Annotated in this window: 19 protein-coding genes and 1 tRNA gene; 17 read left to right on the forward strand and 3 right to left on the reverse strand. The window is 70.0% G+C overall.

The window, feature by feature from the left end:
* The first annotated feature begins 61 nt into the window (after window positions 1-61).
* The 10 genes from QWY84_RS09695 (at window position 62) to QWY84_RS09740 (ending at window position 8,214) form a co-directional block, all read left to right on the forward strand.
* Window positions 62-685: a hypothetical protein gene (locus QWY84_RS09695; protein ID WP_290202385.1), complete on the forward strand. Its 624-nt coding sequence runs from the start codon at window positions 62-64 to the stop codon at window positions 683-685.
* A 91-nt stretch (window positions 686-776) separates the two neighbouring features.
* Window positions 777-862: transfer RNA gene (locus tag QWY84_RS09700), tRNA-Leu, on the forward strand.
* A 46-nt stretch (window positions 863-908) separates the two neighbouring features.
* Window positions 909-1,952 (forward strand): tRNA preQ1(34) S-adenosylmethionine ribosyltransferase-isomerase QueA, encoded by a 1,044-nt coding sequence (gene queA / locus QWY84_RS09705; RefSeq protein WP_290202386.1) that lies wholly within the window; start codon window positions 909-911, stop codon window positions 1,950-1,952.
* Window positions 1,952-3,064, forward strand: a complete 1,113-nt coding sequence (gene tgt, locus QWY84_RS09710) for a tRNA guanosine(34) transglycosylase Tgt (RefSeq protein ID WP_290202709.1) — start codon at window positions 1,952-1,954, stop codon at window positions 3,062-3,064. Before queA ends, tgt begins: the two co-directional genes overlap by 1 nt.
* 152 nt (window positions 3,065-3,216) lie before the next feature.
* A complete protein-coding gene (gene yajC / locus QWY84_RS09715) occupies window positions 3,217-3,573 on the forward strand; it encodes a preprotein translocase subunit YajC (protein WP_290202387.1) in 357 nt (118 codons plus the stop codon).
* A gap of 18 nt (window positions 3,574-3,591) precedes the next feature.
* Window positions 3,592-5,460, forward strand: coding sequence for a protein translocase subunit SecD (gene secD, locus QWY84_RS09720; RefSeq protein WP_290202388.1), 1,869 nt, complete (start codon window positions 3,592-3,594; stop codon window positions 5,458-5,460).
* Between the two features lie 21 nt (window positions 5,461-5,481).
* On the forward strand, window positions 5,482-6,432 hold the full coding sequence (gene secF, locus QWY84_RS09725; protein ID WP_290202389.1) for a protein translocase subunit SecF: 951 nt from the start codon (window positions 5,482-5,484) through the stop codon (window positions 6,430-6,432).
* A gap of 33 nt (window positions 6,433-6,465) precedes the next feature.
* Window positions 6,466-7,032, forward strand: coding sequence for an LOG family protein (locus QWY84_RS09730; RefSeq protein ID WP_290202390.1), 567 nt, complete (start codon window positions 6,466-6,468; stop codon window positions 7,030-7,032).
* Between the two features lie 114 nt (window positions 7,033-7,146).
* A complete protein-coding gene (locus QWY84_RS09735; RefSeq protein ID WP_290202391.1) occupies window positions 7,147-7,743 on the forward strand; it encodes a TetR/AcrR family transcriptional regulator in 597 nt (198 codons plus the stop codon).
* A 99-nt stretch (window positions 7,744-7,842) separates the two neighbouring features.
* Window positions 7,843-8,214, forward strand: a complete 372-nt coding sequence (locus QWY84_RS09740; RefSeq protein ID WP_290202392.1) for a hypothetical protein — start codon at window positions 7,843-7,845, stop codon at window positions 8,212-8,214.
* A 40-nt stretch (window positions 8,215-8,254) separates the two neighbouring features.
* Here the strand turns inward: QWY84_RS09740 and QWY84_RS09745 are convergent, their stop codons facing one another.
* A complete protein-coding gene (locus QWY84_RS09745) occupies window positions 8,255-8,443 on the reverse strand; it encodes a hypothetical protein (protein WP_290202393.1) in 189 nt (62 codons plus the stop codon).
* A 197-nt stretch (window positions 8,444-8,640) separates the two neighbouring features.
* Between QWY84_RS09745 and QWY84_RS09750 the strand changes: the two genes are divergently transcribed.
* From QWY84_RS09750 to QWY84_RS09765, 4 genes are all read left to right on the forward strand, one after another.
* Window positions 8,641-8,934, forward strand: a complete 294-nt coding sequence (locus tag QWY84_RS09750) for a metal-sensitive transcriptional regulator (protein ID WP_290202394.1) — start codon at window positions 8,641-8,643, stop codon at window positions 8,932-8,934.
* A 70-nt stretch (window positions 8,935-9,004) separates the two neighbouring features.
* Window positions 9,005-11,437, forward strand: a complete 2,433-nt coding sequence (locus tag QWY84_RS09755; protein ID WP_290202395.1) for a heavy metal translocating P-type ATPase — start codon at window positions 9,005-9,007, stop codon at window positions 11,435-11,437.
* A 94-nt stretch (window positions 11,438-11,531) separates the two neighbouring features.
* On the forward strand, window positions 11,532-11,804 hold the full coding sequence (locus tag QWY84_RS09760; protein ID WP_290202396.1) for an RNA recognition motif domain-containing protein: 273 nt from the start codon (window positions 11,532-11,534) through the stop codon (window positions 11,802-11,804).
* Window positions 11,805-11,938: 134 nt separating this feature from the next.
* Window positions 11,939-13,231 carry a M48 family metalloprotease gene (locus tag QWY84_RS09765; protein WP_290202397.1) on the forward strand — a complete coding sequence of 431 codons (1,293 nt, stop codon included), beginning with the start codon at window positions 11,939-11,941 and terminating at the stop codon, window positions 13,229-13,231.
* Window positions 13,232-13,273: 42 nt separating this feature from the next.
* Here the strand turns inward: QWY84_RS09765 and QWY84_RS09770 are convergent, their stop codons facing one another.
* Window positions 13,274-14,335 (reverse strand): polysaccharide deacetylase family protein, encoded by a 1,062-nt coding sequence (locus QWY84_RS09770; protein WP_290202398.1) that lies wholly within the window; start codon window positions 14,333-14,335, stop codon window positions 13,274-13,276.
* Window positions 14,336-14,415: 80 nt separating this feature from the next.
* A complete protein-coding gene (gene suhB, locus QWY84_RS09775) occupies window positions 14,416-15,216 on the reverse strand; it encodes an inositol-1-monophosphatase (RefSeq protein ID WP_290202399.1) in 801 nt (266 codons plus the stop codon).
* A gap of 238 nt (window positions 15,217-15,454) precedes the next feature.
* Here suhB and QWY84_RS09780 point away from each other — a divergent pair, with 238 nt between their 5' ends.
* From QWY84_RS09780 to QWY84_RS09790, 3 genes are all read left to right on the forward strand, one after another.
* Window positions 15,455-16,195 carry an RNA methyltransferase gene (locus tag QWY84_RS09780; protein WP_290202400.1) on the forward strand — a complete coding sequence of 247 codons (741 nt, stop codon included), beginning with the start codon at window positions 15,455-15,457 and terminating at the stop codon, window positions 16,193-16,195.
* A gap of 168 nt (window positions 16,196-16,363) precedes the next feature.
* Entirely contained in the window at window positions 16,364-17,188 is an 825-nt protein-coding gene (cysE, locus tag QWY84_RS09785) for a serine O-acetyltransferase (protein WP_290202401.1), read from the forward strand.
* Window positions 17,172-18,425 (forward strand): aminotransferase class V-fold PLP-dependent enzyme, encoded by a 1,254-nt coding sequence (locus QWY84_RS09790; protein ID WP_290202402.1) that lies wholly within the window; start codon window positions 17,172-17,174, stop codon window positions 18,423-18,425. The genes cysE and QWY84_RS09790 overlap by 17 nt, the downstream gene beginning before the upstream one ends.
* Window positions 18,426-18,428: the final 3 nt, after the last annotated feature.

Genomic DNA, 18,428 nt, shown 5'->3' on the forward strand with positions numbered 1-18,428 from the left:
GTATCAACACCGGACGCCCCGCGATACGGGACGGCGCCGGTCATCCAGGAGGCACGCATTCATGAGCACCGACAACGAACCCCTCACCCCCGGCGAAGCCCGTGCCCGCGAGGCCCGCACCTGGCGGGAGCTCTGGATCGGCCTGGCGGTCATGGCGGTCGTGGTGGTGTTGCTGATCCTGGTGGTCATGGAGATGCGGTACCGGGATTCCCTGGACGACCCGCGCCCCAGCGCAGCCCTGGACGAGTCCATGACGGCCCTGATGAGCGACCTGGGGCCGCTGCCCGGCGATGCCGATACCATCGAGCTGGCCACCCGCCGGGACGGCGGCGCCCGCTACCAGGTGGTCATCCGCGATGACGACGGCGAGCGGCTGTTCTCCATGGCCCGGGGGGTGGAAACCACGGGGGCGATCGAGCACGGCCGGCGCGCCGGCGAGCCCATCAACTACCGCATCGAGCTGTCGCTCGCCGACGACGGCTCGGTGACCGGCGCCTACCGCCCCGACCGCGGCGTGCCGGTGGAGCGCTACCGCGACGTGGCCGCGGCGGTGCTGCGGCAGGCCCTGGTGGCCTGGCACGCCCACGCCAGTCACCCCCTGCCGTCCGGCGACGAGACCTCCCCGCAGACGATCCAGGAGGGCTGGGATGCGGTCATGGACGAGACGCGGGCGTCCGGCCACTGACGGCCGCTCCGCCCCCGCGTCGCGGGGGCGGAGCGGGTGCACGGCGTAGCGCTTTGTGCCAGACTATTGCGCCTGTTTCCGGTCGTACACTGCCCCGGTGGCGGAACTGGTAGACGCGCTCGACTCAAAATCGAGTGGCCTTAGGCCGTGGGAGTTCGACTCTCCCCCGGGGCACCAATCCAACCCCTGCGGCGGCGGGGATCACGGTCCAGCGCCGAAGTGCATGCATCGACGCGATTTTCATTTTCATCTGCCGCCGGAGCTCATCGCCGAACGGCCCCTTGCGGAGCGCAGCGCCAGCCGGCTGCTGTGCCTGGACGGGCGTGACGGCACGGTGCGCGACCGCCGCTTCGCCGATCTGCCCGGCCTGCTGGCTCCCGGCGATCTCCTGGTGCTCAACGACACGCGCGTGATTCCGGCCCGGCTGTACGGCCGCAAGGCCAGCGGCGGCCGGGTGGAGATCCTGCTGGAGCGGGTCCTGGACGACTCCCGGGTGCTGGCGCACCTGCGGGTGAGCCGCGCGCCGGCAGCGGGGGCGGTGATCCATCTGGACGAGGGCGGCGAGGCGGTGGTGGGCGAGCGCCGGGAGGAATGCTTCGAGCTCGCCTTCCGCGGCATTGACGACCTGCACGGCTACCTGGAGCGCCACGGCCACATGCCGCTGCCGCCCTACATCGAGCGCCCCGACGACGCCGACGACCGCGACCGCTACCAGACGGTGTTCGCGCGCACCCCCGGAGCGGTCGCCGCCCCCACCGCCGGACTGCACTTCGACGACACGGTGCTGGAACAGCTCGCCGCGCGCGGCGTGGAGCGCGCCGACGTGACACTGCATGTGGGTGCGGGCACGTTCCAGCCGGTGCGTACCGAGGCCATCGAGGCGCACCGCATGCACTCCGAGGTACTGCAGGTGCCCCGGGCCACGTGCGAGGCGGTGGCCGCATGCCGGGCCCGCGGCGGGCGCGTGGTGGCCGTGGGGACGACGGTGGTGCGCGCCCTGGAGAGCGCCGCGGCCGGGGGTGAGCTGACGCCGTTCCAGGGCGAGACCGACATCTTCATCTACCCGGGCTACCGGTTCCGGGTGGTGGATGCCCTGCTGACCAACTTCCACCTGCCGGAGTCGAGCCTGATCATGCTGGTGAGCGCCTTCGCCGGGCACCGCCACACCATGGCGGCCTACGAGCACGCCGTGGCCGGGCGCTACCGGTTCTTCAGCTACGGCGATGCCATGCTCATCGATCCGCCCAGCCCGGAGGCCCGGCCGTGATGGAGTTCCAGCGGCTGGCCAGCGACGGCGCCGCGCGCCGGGGGCGGCTGACGTTCCCCCGGGGCACCATCGAGACGCCGGCGTTCATGCCCGTGGGCACCTACGGCACGGTCAAGGCCATGACGCCGGAGGAGCTGCAGGCCGTGGGCGCCGAGATCATCCTGGGCAACACCTTCCATCTCTGGCTGCGCCCGGGCACCGAGATCATCGCCGCCCACGGCGACCTCCACGACTTCATGCAGTGGCCCGGGCCCATTCTCACGGACTCCGGCGGGTTCCAGGTGTTCAGCCTCGGCAGGATGCGTCGCATCCGCGAGGAGGGCGTGACCTTCCAGTCGCCGGTGGACGGCCAGCGCGTGTTCATGGGGCCGGAGGAGTCCATGGCCGTCCAGCGGGCGCTGGGCTCGGATATCGTCATGATCTTCGACGAATGCACGCCGTACCCGGCCACCCCGGAGGAAGCCCGGCACTCCATGGAGCTGTCCCTGCGCTGGGCGGCGCGCAGCCGCAGCGCCCATGGGGATAATCCGTCGGCGCTGTTCGGCATCGTCCAGGGCGGTGTGTACCACGACCTCCGCCGGGCCTCCGTGCAGGGGCTGCGGGCCATCGGCTTCGAGGGCTACGCCATCGGCGGCCTGGCCGTCGGCGAGACCGAGGCCGAGCGCGACGCGGTGCTGGAGGGGCTGGAGCCGGAGCTGCCGCCGGCGGCGCCGCGGTATCTCATGGGGGTCGGCCGGCCGCAGGATATCCTCGAGGGGGTGCGCCGCGGCGTGGACATGTTCGACTGCGTGATGCCCACCCGCAACGCCCGCAACGGCTATCTGTTCACCCGCGGGGGGACGCTGCGCATCCGCAACAGCCGGTTCGCCAGCGACACCCGGCCCGTGGAGCCGGGCTGCGGCTGTTATACCTGCCGGCACTACAGCCGCGCCTATCTCCGCCACCTGGACCGCTGCAACGAGATCCTCGGCAAGCGCCTTGCCACCATGCACAACCTGTACTTCTACCAGCGGTTCATGGCGGAGATACGCGAGGCCATCGAGGCGGGCCGGCTGGACGCCTTCGCCCGGGCGTTCCATGACGGCCTGCAAGCCGGCCTGGATGCGGACTGACAAGCGGCGGGCGGGTCGGCGCCGCCTGCTGTGGCATAATGCGGCGCTCCTTCGGCGATGACCGCAGGGTTTCCCGGGCGCAGCCGGTTTGACGCCGGTCCCCGGTGCATGCATTGTTTGGCTCGTTTTTGCCATCGACAAGAGGTTGATCCATGGAATTCTTCATCTCCAGCGCATTCGCGCAGCAGGGCGGCGAGGGAACCGGCTGGACCGCGCTGCTGTTCCCCATTGTGCTGATCGCGATCTTCTACTTCCTGCTCATCCGCCCCCAGGCGAAGCGCGCCAAGGAGCACAAGAAGCTCATCTCCGAGCTGGACAAGGGCGACGAGGTGGTCACCCAGGGCGGCCTGCTCGGGCGCATCACCGAGGTGGAGGAGTCGTTCATCACCATGGAGATCAACGACGGCAACCAGGTGAAGGTGCAGAGGAATGCCGTCGCCCAGGTGGTTCCGAAGGGCACCATGAAGGGCAAGGCCGACCCGGCCGAGACGAAGAAGACCGGCAAGTAGGGTCGGGGCCGCCGCGTGATGAATCGTTACCCGCTCTGGAAGTACCTGTTGCTGCTCGTCGCCATCGTCGGCGGTGTCCTCTACGCCCTGCCGAATCTGTTCGGCCAGGATCCCGCGGTGCAGATCACCCCGGCACGCGATGCCGTGAGCGTCTCCGCCATCGAGCGCCGGGCACAGGCGGCGCTCGAGGACGAAGGCGTGGACCCGCTGGCCGTCGACCGGAACGAGGAGCGGGTGCTGATTCGCTTCACCAGCCAGGAAGACCAGGTGCAGGCGGCGGACCGGCTGCGCACGGAGCTCGGGCGGGAGGCGACCGTGGCCCTCAACCTGGCCCCGGCCACGCCGGAATGGCTGCGCTCCATCAACGCCCGCCCCATGTTCCTGGGGCTGGACCTGCGCGGCGGCGTGCACTTCCTCATGGAGGTGGACCTGGAAGCCGCGGTGACCCAGAGCCTGGAGCGCTACCAGACGGATTTCCGGCGGGTGCTGCGCAACGAGCGCATTCGCTACAGCGCCATCGAGGTGGAGGACAACCAGCGCGTGGTGGCGCGCTTCCGCGAGGCGGCTGACCGGGAGCAGGCAGTGGGGCTGCTGCGCGAGGAGTTCCGGAACCTGAACCTGGAGCAGGAAGAGCGCGACAGCCAGTACTGGCTCATCGCCGAGCTGCCCGAGGAAGAGCGCCAGGAAATCCAGGATTTCGCCGTCGAGCAGAACATCACCACCCTGCGCAACCGCGTCAACGAGCTCGGCGTGGCCGAGCCCGTGATCCAGCAGCAGGGCGCCAACCGCATCGTGGTCCAGCTGCCGGGGGTCCAGGACACCGCCCGGGCCAAGGACATCATCGGCACCACGGCCACCCTGGAATTCCGCATGGTGGACGAGGACCACTACCCCTACCGCGGCGGGGCGGAGGAGCCGGCGCCGCCGGGGACGGTGAAGTATCCCGCGCGCAATCCGCGCTACGGCGACTACGTGGTCATGGAACGGGAGGTCATGCTCACCGGCGAGTACATCGTCGATGCCTCGTCGAGCATCGACCAGGAAACGGGCCAGCCCCAGGTCGACATCCGTCTGAGCTCTGCCGGGGGCGACATCTTCAGCCGCGCCACCCGCGAGAACGTGGGCGAGCGCATGGCGGTGGTGTTCATCGAGTCCCGCCAGGAGACCCGGGAGGTCGACGGCGAGACGGTCACGGAGCGGGTGCGATCCCAGGAGGTGATCAACGTCGCCACCATCCAGGAGCCCCTGTCGACGCGCTTCCGCATCACCGGGCTGGAGAGCACCGAGGCCGCGCGGGACCTGGCGCTGCTGCTGCGGGCGGGGTCGCTGGCGGCGCCCGTTGACATCGTCGAGGAGCGCACCGTGGGCCCGAGCATGGGCCAGGAGAACATCGATCGCGGCTTCATGGCGGTGGTCATCGGCTTCGTCCTGGTGGTGCTGTTCATGGCCGCGTACTACCGCGTCTTCGGCCTGATCGCCAACATGGCGCTGTTGCTCAACCTGGTGTTCATCGTGGCGATCCTGTCCCTGATGCAGGCGACGCTGACGCTGCCCGGCATCGCCGGCATCGTGCTCACGGTGGGCATGGCCGTGGACGCCAACGTCCTGATATTCCAGCGCATCCGCGAGGAGATCCGGGCCGGGCAGTCGCCCCAGAACGCCATCCACTCGGGCTACGCCAAGGCGTTCTCGACGATTGCCGACGCCAACATCACCACGCTGATCGCGGCCCTGGTGCTGTTCCTGTTCGGCACCGGCCCGGTGCAGGGCTTCGCGGTGACGCTGTCCATCGGCATTCTCACGTCCATGTTCACGGCCATTCTCGGCACCCGGGCCGTGGTCAACCTCATCTACGGTCGGCGCCGCGTGTCGCGGCTGCCCATCTGAGCAGGGAGACAGCGCGCATCCATGTGGCTTCTCGAGAGACAACTCGCGTTCGATTTCATGAACCGGCGCCGCTGGGCGGGTCTGGCCTCGGTGATCGTGCTGGGGCTGGCCGTGGCCGTGCTCGTCATACGCGGACTCAACCTGGGCATCGATTTCACCGGCGGCACCATCGTCGAGGTAGGCTTCGACGAGCCGGCCGACGTGGCCCAGATCCGCACGGTTCTGGAGTCCCAGGGCTACGAGCAGGCCCTGGTGCAGCAGTTCGGCACGGCCCGGGACGTGATGATCCGCCTGCCGCCGCAACCGGGCGCCGAGGACGCCGACGAGATCAGCAACCGGGTCCTCCGGGCCCTGGAGGGCGACTTCCCCGCGGTGGAGCTGCGCCGCGTGGAGTTCGTGGGCCCGCAGATCGGCGACGAGCTCACCGAGCAGGGCGCGCTGGCCATGCTGGGGGCGCTGGGCTGCATCCTGCTGTACGTGGCCTTCCGCTTCGAGTACCGCTTCGCTGCCGGGTCCGTGGCGGCGCTGCTGCACGACATCGTGCTCGTCTTCGGAGCCCTGTCGCTGTTCCAGATCTCCTTCGATCTCACTGTGCTCGCCGCCATGCTCGCGGTGGTGGGCTATTCCCTGAACGACACCATCGTGGTCTTCGACCGGATCCGCGAGAACTTCCTGGTGATGCGCAAGGGCACCACCGAGGAGGTGATGAATGCCTCCATCAACCAGACCCTGTCCCGTACACTGGTGACGTCGCTGACGACGCTGCTGGTGGTGGTGTCCCTGTATTTCCTCGGGGGCGAAGTGATCGCCGGGTTCGCCTTCACCCTGCTGGTGGGCGTAGTCGTGGGGACGTACTCGTCCATTTTCGTGGCCAGCGCCTCGGCCCTGGCCCTGGGCGTGACCAAGTACGATCTGCAGCCGCCGGCCAAGGAGGGCGCGGAGGACGAAGGCGAATCGGAGTTCCGTCCCTGAGCATCCTTCCGGGTGCGGCGTGAGGTGAAGGTGATGCAGCGGGTCTGTGTGTACTGCGGCTCGAACCCCGGTCGCGGCGAGGAGTATCGGGCCCTGGCGCGGGCCATGGGTACGGCGATCGCCGCGCGCGGCCTGAGGCTGGTCTACGGCGGTGCCAGTGTCGGCCTGATGGGCGAGCTCGCGGATGCCGCCCTGGCGGGCGGTGCCGAGGTGACGGGCATCATCCCGGGCGTGGTCGCCGAGCGCGAGATCGCCCACTCGGGGCTGACCGAGCTCGTTCCCGTGGCCTCGATGCACGAGCGCAAGACCCTCATGGCCGAGCGCGCCGACGCCTTCGTCGCCATGCCCGGCGGGCTCGGCACGCTGGAGGAGCTGTTCGAGATTCTCACCTGGGCGCAGCTGGGCATTCACGACAAGCCCGTGGGCCTGCTCAACGGCCTCGGCTACTACGACCGCCTGATCGCGTTCCTGGACCACTGCCTGGCGGAGGAGCTTGTCCGTCCGCCGCACCGGGCCCTGCTCAAGGTCGCCCGCGATCCCGAGACGCTGCTGGACCAGCTCGCCGCTGCCGGCGCGGCGCCTGACACCTCTCCCGATTGATCGTCTCAATGCTTCCTTAACAGTGCCTAGACCGGGCTGTATACTGAATCCGAAGAAGAAAGCGCATAACAGCGTCACGGTGCTGTGCAGATCCGGCTACTCCTGGAGGAGACCATGAGCGGAACGACCACGGATACCCAGTCCACCTCGCGGCGAGACCAGTTGCTGGAGACCGCCACGGAGCTGTTCTACCGCAATGGCTGCCACACCACCGGGATCGACAAGGTCCTGGCCGAGGCCGGCGTGGCCAAGATGACCCTCTACAAGCATTTCAAGTCGAAGGACAATCTGGTGCTGGCGGCCTGCGAACGCTTCCACGAGAAGGTGCGCGAGGAGTTCGAGGAGACGGTGAACGAGGAAGGGCTCACCGCCCGGGAGCGTCTCGAGGCGCTATTCGATTTCATGGACAGGTGGTCCCGGCGCGAGGAGTTCTGGGGGTGCCCGTCCATCAATCTGGCCGTGCAGTATCCGGAGCACGACCACCCCATCCACCAGGCGGCGGCGGAGCACAAGCAGTTCCGCATGGACTACGTCACCGATCTCGCCGAGCAGGCGGGATTGAGCAATCCCCGCGAGACGGCGCGCCAGCTGGTCCTGCTCATCGAGGGCGTGACCGTGATGGTCCAGGTCACCGGGGATCATTCGCTGGTGGCCAGTGCCCGGGAGGGCGCCCGGACCCTGATCGCCCGGGCCGCCGGCGAGAGATCCTGACCCCACAGGCGAGCGCTCCGATGTAGACAGATCGGTATACACCTGGTAGTGTATCCATGGAATAGACAAACCGGTCTGTGCCATCCAAGGAGGTTCGCCATGAAAAAGTCGCTTCTTGCCGCTGTCGCCGCCCTGATTGCCGTGCAGCCGGCGTTCGCCGTTGACAACGCGGCCATCCAGCAGCGCCTGATCGAGGACGGGTTCCTGCCGGAGCCCATCGAAGCCAGCGAGATCGTGCGTACGGTACCCGCGGAGCCGGAGACGCCGACGGAGGCCTTGCTGGTGGAATGGGGATTCAAGCCGCAGCCCGTCGAGCGCGTGCTGGCGACCGAGCAGCGGGTGGTTACCGACACCATGCCCGACGATCCGGTCCAGCGCAGGCTCGTGGAGTGGGGCTTCAAGCCGCAGCCGGCCCGGAACGTGAGCACCCTGGTCGGGGCGGGTGAGCGCGACGTCAACGCCGGCTCCTGATCCGGGTACGGGGCCCCACGCTGCGGGTGCGGCGCGGCTCTCAGACCAGGCTGATCAGCAGCAGCACGAACAGCGCCACGAAAACCAGGGGCAGGATGACGCCGCGCCAGTCGCGCGGGACGTCATCCCTGTCCTTGTTCTGTTTCAGGCTCTCGCGGATCCCCGGCAGAAACCACATGGTCACTGCGATCGCGGCGATCCCGGCGAGCACGATCTCCCAGGTAGCCATCGTTCCACCTCGCATCGGCTGGCACGGCTGATCATGACGGCTGACCGCCTCTAGATACAAGGGCTGCGATAAGCCAGTGGGGTCGGCCGGATCAGTTATCATTAAGCTATTTCATCAACCCCCACCCCAGGTGGGGTGGATTATTGAAGCAATCGACCCCATACTGGTGCGTAGCAGATGCACCAAGGAGACCGACCATGGCCGAACCCCATTGCGACGGCTTGCACCTGGACCCGGCGATCCGCGAGCAGGCACGGCAGCGGCTGCTGTCCGTGCGCGGCCACGTGGAGGGCGTGCTGCGCATGCTGGAGAAGGATTCGGTGTATTGCGTGGACGTCCTCAAGCAGATCAAGGCCATCGACGGCGCCCTGGACAAGGTCGGGGCCATGGTGCTGCGGGGCCACCTGCGCGACCACGTGGCCACGGCGGCCCGGCGCGGTGACACCGAGGCCATGGTGGAAGAGCTGATGGAAGTCCTGAAATACCGGTAGAGCGCAGGCGACCTGCGGCCCTTCGGCGGCAGCGATACCGGTAGCGACGAGATCGACGACGAGGTAGATCATGACAGGCCCCGTACGGCTGGAGATCGAGGGAATGAGCTGCGCCTCCTGCGTCAGCCGCGTGGAGCGCGCCCTGGGCGGTGTCAGCGGCATCGACGAGCCCAGTGTCAACCTGGCCACCGGAGAGGCGACCCTGCGTCCCCGGGATACCGAGGCCCTGGCGGCGGCGGTGGACGCCGTGCGCGCGCAGGGCTATACCCCCCGCGTGGAACGCGCGCGGCTGACCGTGGAGAACATGCGCTGCGGCTCGTGCGTCGCCTCGGTGGAGCGGGCCGTGTCCGGCCTGAACGGCGTGCTCGACGCCAGTGCCAACCTGGCCACCGGCGAGGTGCAGGTGGACTACCTGCCGTCGCAGACTTCCCGCAGGGCTGTTACGCAGCGCCTGGCGGAGGCCGGCTACCCGGCCCGGGACGACGACGAGCAAGAGCAGGGCGAGCCGCAGGCCGACCGGGAGGCCGCCGGGCTCCTCCGGGACCTGCGCGTGTCGGTGGCGCTGACCGTGCCGCTGGTTGTCATCGCCATGGGGCCGATGCTCCTGCCGGCGCTGGAGCTGCCCTGGGGCATCGGCGCCTGGCTGGAGCTGATCCTGGCCACCGGCGTGCTCGGCTACGCCGGCCGGCGGTTCTTCCGGGCGGGCCTGCCGGCCCTGCGCCACGGCGCCCCGGACATGAACAGCCTGGTCATGCTGGGCACGAGCGCCGCCTGGGCGTACTCGCTGCTGGTGCTGCTGGCGCCGGCGCTGTTCCCCGAATATGCCCGGGCGGTGTACTTCGAGGCCATCGGCGTGATCATCACCCTGATCCTGGTGGGACGCTATTTCGAGCACCAGGCCCGGGGGCGTGCCTCCCAGGCCATCCGGCGGCTGCAGGACCTGCAGGCGCCCACCGCCCGCGTCATGCAGGACGACGGCGCCGTCGCCGAGCGTGGCGTCGCGGACGTGGCCCCGGGGGAGCGACTGCAGGTGCGTCCCGGCGAGCGCATTCCCCTGGACGGCGAGGTCGAATCCGGCGAGAGCTACGTGGACGAATCCATGCTCACCGGCGAGCCGGTGCCGGTGAGCCGCAGCACCGGCGACGAGGTCATCGGCGGCACCATCAACGGCAACGGCGTGCTGACGGTGCGGGTGACGCGGGTCGGCGAGGACGCAGTGCTCGGCCAGATCGTGCGCCTGGTGCAGGAGGCCCAGGGCTCGAAGCCGCCGATCCAGCAGCTGGTGGACCGCATCAGCGGCTGGGTGGTCTGGCTGGCCATCGGCGTCGCCGTGCTGGCGGCCGTGACCTGGGCGGTATTCGGGCCCGGGCTGAACTACGCCCTGGTGGTGGCCGCCAGCGTGCTGCTGATCGCCTGTCCGTGCGCCATGGGCCTGGCCACGCCCATGGCCATCATGGTGGGCTCCGGCCGGGGCGCCGAGCAGGGTGTGCTGTTCCGGCGTGGCTCGGCCTTCCAGACCCTGGCGCGGGTGGATACCGTGGTCATGGACAAGACCGGCACGCTTACCCAGGGGCATCCGGAGCTCACGGAGTTCGAGCCCGCGGACGGCGCCCCGGAGGACACCCTGCGCCTGGTGGCCGCGGTGGAGGCGGCCAGCGAGCACCCCGTGGGCGAGAGCATCGTTAGGGCCGCCCGCCAGCAGATGGATGCCCTGCCGGTGGTGGAAGGCTTCGCCGCCGAGGCCGGCCTGGGTGTGAGCGGCCGCGTGGAGGGGCATCGCGTGCTCGTGGGCTCGGGGCGGTATCTCGAGCGCGAGGGCGTCGCCCTGGGCGATGCCGGCGAGCGCGGCCGCGCTCTCGGCGAGCGGGGCCGAACGCCCCTGTTCGCGGCGGTGGACGGCCGCCTGGCGGCGGTCATCGGCGTCGCCGACCCGCCCCGGGAGGGCAGCGCGTCCGCGGTGCGGGCGCTGCAGGCCGCCGGGCTGACCGTGGCCATGCTCACCGGCGACGATACCCGGACGGCCCACGCGGTGGCCCGGGAGCTCGGCATCGATTCCGTGCATGCCGAGGTCATGCCGGATCGCAAGGCGGAGGTGATCCGCGAGATCCAGGGGCAGGGGCACTCGGTGGCCTTTGTCGGCGACGGCATCAACGATGCGCCGGCGCTGGCGGCGGCGGATGTCGGCATCGCCGTGGGCAGCGGCACCGACGTGGCCCTGGAGGCCGGCACCGTGGTCCTCATGCGCAGCGATCCGCGGGCGGTGGCTGCAGCGGTGACCCTGGCCCGGCGCACCTTTCGCGTCATCCGGCAGAACCTGTTCTGGGCGTTCATCTACAACGTTAGCCTGCTGCCCGTGGCGGCCGGCGTGCTGTACCCGTTCACGGGGCTCACCCTCTCGCCCATGCTGGCCGCCCTGGCCATGAGCCTGTCCAGCATCCTGGTGGTCAGCAACAGCCTGCGGCTGCGCTGGGTCCCGGTGGCCGGGAGTGCACGGGCGGCTTGACGCCGTTGTGGAGCTGAGCCATTACTTTCCATGAGGCCCCGGACGGGGCGTGCCCGGTTGCCGCGCTGGGGCCGGGTTCATGGGAGAGTACGGCGTGCACAAGACAATCTATGTAGGCAACCTGCCCTTTACCTCGTCGGAGGACGACATCCGCGCCCTGTTCCAGCCCCACGGGGAGGTGCGCTCGGTAAAGCTGATCACCGATCGCGACTCGGGGCGCCCGCGAGGCTTCGGTTTCGTGGAGATGGAGGCCGCCGCGGCGGATGCCGCGATCGAGGCGCTCAACGGCCATGAACTCGACGGCCGCGCCCTGCGTATCAATATTGCCCGCCAGCGCACCGGCCACCGGATCCGGCGGCCCTTCTGACACCGGGGCAGTCCGCGGGGCCGCCGACACAGTGGCCTGCTGCATGGCCGGGTGCGCCGGGGGTATCATCGTGCACGGAGTATCACGGGCGCGCCGGTCGGGGGCGGCCGGCAGCAACGCAGGGAGAGACTCACGTGTGGCGACGACTGTTGGGACTGTGCCTGGCCGCGCTGGCGCTTGCCGGCTGCGCGGTCAACCCCGTCACCGGCGAGCGGGAGCTCAGCCTGGTGGGCGAGGACTGGGAGCGCCAGATCGGCGAGGAGAACTATGGCCCCATGCGCCAGGCGCAGGGGGGTGAGTACGTCCTGGATCCGGGGCTCGTCGACTATGTCCAGGACGTGGGGCAGCGCGTGGCGGCGGAGGCCGACCGCGACCTGCCGTACGAGTTCACGGTGCTGAACAATTCGGTGCCCAATGCCTGGGCGCTGCCGGGGGGCAAGATCGCGGTGAACCGCGGCCTGCTCACGGAGATGGACTCCGAGGCCGAGCTCGCCGCCGTTCTCGGTCACGAGGTGGTGCACGCCGCCGCGCGCCACGGTGCCCAGCGTCAGTCCCAGCAGGTCCTTCTGCAGGGCGCCGTCATGGCCGGCGGGCTGGCCGTGGGGGCGGCGACGGAGCGCCAGGAGTATACCGCCGTGGCGCTGATGGCGGGCGGCGTCGGTGCCCAGCTCATCAGTGCGCGCTACTCGCGGGAAGCAGAGCGCGAGGCGGACCGCTACGGCATGATCTACATGGACCGGGCCGGTTACGACCCGGAGGCGGCGGTGGAGCTGCAGCAGACCTTCGTGCGCATTTCCGAGGAGCGCGGGGGCGGCGGCGGTTTCGCCCAGGGGCTGTTCGCCTCGCACCCGCCCAGCCCGGAGCGCGTCGAGAACAATCGCCGCATGCTCCGGGAGCTGGGGAGCGGGGGCGAATGGGGCCGGCAGCGGTACCAGGAGCAGATCGCCACCATCGAGCGCCTGGAGCCGGCCTACGCCGCCTACGACGAGGGTCGCGAGGCGCTGCGTAACGGCGACGTGGACACGGCGCGGAACAAGGCCCGCGAGGCGCTGGAAATGGAGTCGGGCGAGGCGATCTTCCATGCGCTGCTCGGCGACGTGCGCGCGACGGACGGTGACATGAAGGCCGCCGAGGAGGCGTACGGGAATGCCCTGGCGCGGGATGACGGCTGGTTCTATCACCACCTGCGGCGCGGCATGATGCGGGAGCAGCTGGGCAACGCCGCCGGCGCCCGGGAGGACCTGCGGCGCAGCCTGGAGCTGCTGCCCACCGCCGACGCCCACTACTACCTGGGCAACGCCGAGCGCCAGCTCGGCAACCGGCAGGAAGCGGTCCGGCACTACCGGGCCGCGGCACAGTCGGATTCCGAGGCCGGGCGCCGCGCCCGGCAGGCCCTGGCGGACATGGGGGCCACAGGGGGCAAGTAATAGCCCCTGGTGCTGCGCCGCCGCCCGCCCGGGCCGTGCGGTTCAGTCGGGCAGGATCACCCACTGCTGGCTGAACCAGTAGAACCGGCCGCGCTCCGGCGACGGCGCCGTGCAGTTGTACCGGGTGCGGCCCTCGGAGAGCGCCTCCGGCGGCTGCACCTCGAAGATGCGCGCGTCGCGGTCGACCCACTCGACGTCGACCTGGCCCTGGAGGCCCACGAAGCAGGCCAGCTGATCCAGCCGGGCATCGCTTTCCGCCAGGGTCACGCGCAGGCGCGGCGGGTTCGACTTGTTCGCCGCCACCGGATCCCACGGCTCCAGCTCGGTCACCGGCAACGCCAGTGTCCGTGCCTTCTCGCGGAAGCCTTCCATGTCGGCGTACATCTCGGCCATGGGATAGCGGGGCAGGGCGCGCAGGTCGCTGTGGCGACCGATGGCGCCGCTGTGCTGACCGACGCCGACATAGCCCAGCTCCCGCACGACCTCGGCGACGGTGCGGTTGTACTCGCCGTAGGGATAGGCGAACAGGTCGGGAATCGTCCCCTCACTGCCGAGCTCGTCCTCCAGCCGCTCGCGGGCCTTGGTGATGTCGTCGCGCAGGCGCTCGCGGTAGGCGGCGTCGGATTCGTCCTCGCCCCGGCGGACCAGGTAGTCGTGACTGGCGGTGTGATTGGCGAAGGTGGCGTTGCCGTCCTGCTGCATCTCGCGCATCTGGTCCCAGGTCATGTACCCGGACAGGCCGATGTCCACCGGCTCGGTGGCGACGAACACCGTGTACGGAAACCCCTTGTCCTCCAGCAGCGGATAGGCTTCCTCGTAGACGGAGCGGTAGGCGTCGTCGATGGTGATGGCCACGGTGCGCTCGGGCAGGGGCTCGCCGTTGTCGACATGCTCGACGATCCGCCGCAGGGGCCAGACGTTGTAGTCCTTCTCGTCCAGGTAGTCCAGGTGCGCCCGGAACTGCTCCAGCGTGACATTGGTGGCGGAGTAGTCGCTTTCCCCGAAGCGGTGGTACATGAAGGTGACGGCGTGCCCGCCGCCGGCCTCGGCGACGGCGGCTTCCGCGGCCAGGATAAGCCCGGCCAGGGCGAGTGCTCTCCACATGATGGTGGCTCCTCCTCGGGGCTGGATTCGGACCGGCACAGCATAGCCCGATGCCGCCGGCCGCGGACACCCCGGGACACTTAGCCCTTGAGCAGGGGTTCGGTGCAGTGGGGCCGGATTTCCTGGAGGAGGTCGTGGAAGAGCTTGGGGTTGCCGGCGACGACGTTGCCGTTGTCCATGTACCGTTCCTCGCCGTTGAAGTCGGCGACCACGCCCCCGGCCTCGCGCACGATCAGGGCGCCGGCGGCGATGTCCCACGGCTTGAGGCCGAGCTCCCAGTAGCCGTCCAGGCGCCCGGCGGCGACGTAGGCGAGATCCAGTGCGGCGGAGCCGGCGCGGCGCAGGTCCCCGGCCCGGCGGATCACGGCCTGGAACTGGTTCATGTACGCGTCCATGTGCCGGGGCTGGCGGAAGGGGAAGCCGGTGGCCAGGAGCCGGCCCTCGATGCTCTTGTGGTTGCGAACCCGGATGCGGTGATCATCCAGGGTGGCGCCGTTGCCGCGGGTGGCGGTAAAAAGCTCCTGGCGGACGGGGTCGTAGATGACGCCCACCTCCAGCCGTCCCCGGTGCTGGAGGGCGATGGATACGGCGAAATGCGGCAGGCCGTAGATGAAGTTGGTGGTCCCGTCCAGGGGGTCGATGATCCACACGTAGTCGGACTTGCCCTGGCTGCCGCCTTCCTCGCCGAGGAACTCGTGGTCGGGATAGGCCTGCCGGAGCGTGCCGATGATCTCCTGCTCGGCGGTGCGGTCGACGTCGCTGACGTAGTCGTTCAGGCCCTTGGACTCGACCCGCACGCGGTCCAGCCTGTCCAGGGAGCGAACAATCACGTTGCCGGCGCTGCGGGCGGCGCGCACGGCGATATTGAGCATCGGGTTCATGGTGACAGGTCCGCCGGGTACGAAGTGGTGCGGGAGAATAACAGGTCTGCGGGCGGCGTTGAACTGCGCGTCGCCGGCCGGCGGGGGGTTGCAGGGCATCGGGGCCGGACGGCCTGCGCGGCGGGGCTCCGCTAGTCGCCCCAATCATGATCCGCCCCCGGCCCCGATGCCCTGCACCTGCACCGCTGCCCCCGGATTCTCGATTACACTGTGGGGCTTTGAGCCTGGCCTGGGAGAGATGATGCACCCCGAGAACATCCGCGTGGTCCTGGTGGCGCCGTCGCTGGCGGCGAACGTCGGCGCCGCTGCGCGGGCCATGAAGACCATGGGGCTGACCGACCTGCACCTGGTCGCGCCCCGGCAGTTCCCCCACGAGGATGCCGCCACCATGGCCTCCGGCGCCGATGACGTGGTGGCGGCCGCGCGGGTGCACGCGACCCTGGACGAGGCGCTCGCCGGTGCCACCCTGGTGGTGGGGCTGTCCGCCCGGCAGCGATCGCTGTCCTGCCCGGTGCAGGACCCGCGGGAGGCGGCCGAAGAGCTGCTGGCGGAGGCCGGCGAGCGGCCTGTGGCCATCCTGTTCGGGCGTGAGCGCACCGGGCTGACCAACGCCGAGCTGGACCGCTGCCAGCGCCTGGTCAACATTCCCGCGAATCCCGGCTACAGCTCCCTGAACCTGGCGGCCTCCGTGCAGGTCATGGCCTACGAGCTGCGCATGGCGGACCGCGCCGGGGTCCGCCCGCAGGCGGCGCGCTCGGAGTGGCCGCCGGCGGCCGCCGACGACATGGAGCGCCTCTACGAGCACCTGGAACGCGTACTGATGCGCATCGATTTCCTCGACCCGGACAACCCCCGGGCGCTCATGCGACGGCTGCGCCTGCTCTTCGGCCGGGCTGCGCTCGACCACAACGAGGTCCAGATCCTGCGGGGGATCCTGGCGCACGTGGAGAAGTCGCTGGCGGATCCGGGACGTTACTGATTGTCCCCGGTGCACGGAATTGGCTAATATATCCAGTCCCATGACCGGATTCACGCACTGGCTCTGTTGCCGCCCCTCCTGTAGCTGCGACTGTCGTCGCTGTCGCTGAAGTCGTGTCAATCGTCACGACAGGCTCGATCCCGCTTATTCCGGACAAGGACATACCCCATGTTTGCGCGTATTCGAGAGGATATCCGTTGCGTCTTCGAGCGTGACCCCGCGGCCCGCAACGCCTTCGAGGTGCTCACCTGCTACCCGGGCCTGCACGCGTTGCTGTGGCACCGGCTCTGCCATCGCTTGTGGGGCTGGCGGCTGCGCTGGCTGGCTCGGTTCGTCTCCCTGTTCGCACGCTGGATCACCGGCATCGAGATCCATCCCGGGGCGCGGATCGGCCGGCGGTTCTTCATCGACCACGGCATGGGCGTGGTCATCGGCGAGACCGCGGAGATCGGTGACGACTGCACCCTCTACCACGGCGTGACCCTGGGCGGCACGACCCTGGAGCCGGGCAAGCGCCACCCCAGCCTGGGCGACGACGTGGTGGTGGGCGCCGGCGCCAAGGTGCTCGGGCCGGTGCACGTCGGCAGCGGAGCGCGGGTGGGCTCCAACGCCGTGGTCATCAAGGATGTGCCCGAGGGCGCCACCATGGTGGGCATTCCGGCGCGCATGGCCGGCCAGCGGGAGGAGAAGACGCCGCAGCGCCAGGCCACGGCGCGCAAGATCGGCTTCGATGCCTACGGCACCACCGACATGCCGGACCCGGTCAGCCAGGCCATCAACTCCATTCTCGACCATATCCACGTGACCGACGAGCGCCTGGTGGAGATGTGCCGGGCGGTCCAGGAGCTGGGCGGGCGCCTGCCGGATGCCCGCATCCCCGACCTGGACTGCACGCCGTTCGAGAACGGCCAGGAGCCGGAGCAGGAGCCGGGCCGGGAAACCGTCACGGAGCAGGCGGGGGAGGGCGACGGCACCGGTGACCACGCCCGCTGAGCTGCCGTATCTCGACTACGCCGCCACCACGCCGGTGGACCACCGGGTGATGGCGGCGATGACGGACTGCCTCGGCCGCGAGGGCGTATTCGGCAATCCCTCCTCCCGGCACCCATGGGGGCGGGCCGCCGAGGCCCTGGTCGCGGATGCCGCCGGGCAGGTGGGCGCGCTCATCGGCGGCGATCCGGCCGGTGTCGTGTGGACCTCCGGCGCCACCGAGGCGGACAACCTGGCCATCCTGGGGTGCGCCCGGTTCGCCCGAGAGCGGGGCCGCGGCGATCACGTGGTGAGCGTGCGCACCGAGCATGCCGCGGTGCTCGAGCCCCTGGAGCAACTGCGCCGCGAGGGCATGCACGTGACGCTGCTCACCCCGGAGGCGGATGGCCGCGTGACGCCGGAGGCGGTGCGCGCCGCAGTGACCGAGGACACCGTGCTGGTGTCGGTCATGCACGTGAACAACGAGATCGGCACGGTGCAGGATATCGCCGGCATCGGCGCGGCTCTGGCGGATCACCCCGCGCGCTTCCACGTCGATGCCGCCCAGAGCGCCGGCCGCCTGCCCATCCGGGTCGATGCCTGGGGCGTAGACCTGCTTTCGCTGTCCGCCCACAAGATCTACGGCCCCAAGGGCGTGGGCGCGCTCTGGGTACGCCGCCGGCCGCGGGTGCGGCTGGCGCCGCTGCTGCACGGGGGCGGCCAGCAGGGCGGCCGGCGCCCGGGAACCCTCGCCCCGCACCTGATCGCCGGCATGGGCCGGGCGTGCGAGCTGGCGCAGGACGGCCCCGAAACCGAGGCCCCTGGGCTGCGAACGCTGCGACGATCCCTGCGCGACCGGCTCCTGGCGCTGGACGGGGTGGTGGTGAACGGCCAGGACGATGGCAGCCCGCACATACTCAACATGAGCTTCGGCTGCGTCCACGGCGATGCGCTGCAGGCGGAGCTGGAGGGGCTGGGGGTATCGGCCGGCTCGGCCTGCAGCTCGTCGGCGCGCGGCCCGTCCCATGTCCTGCGCGCACTCGGGGTTCCGGATGCCCTGGCGCACAGCAGCCTGCGCTTCAGCCTGGGCCGCTGGACCACGGAGGCGGACGTGGACCGGGCCGCGGACCGGGTCGAGGACGCCGTGCGGCGGCTGCGCGCGTTCTCGCCGGCGTGGCGGCGCTATCGGTCGGGAACGTCGCTGGAAGCCCTCTACCGGCGGAACCCCGAGCCGGCGCAGCCGTCCAACCGGGAAGGTTAGTAA

It is taken from the genome of Aquisalimonas lutea (assembly GCF_030409225.1).
Lineage (GTDB): Bacteria > Pseudomonadota > Gammaproteobacteria > Nitrococcales > Aquisalimonadaceae > Aquisalimonas > Aquisalimonas lutea.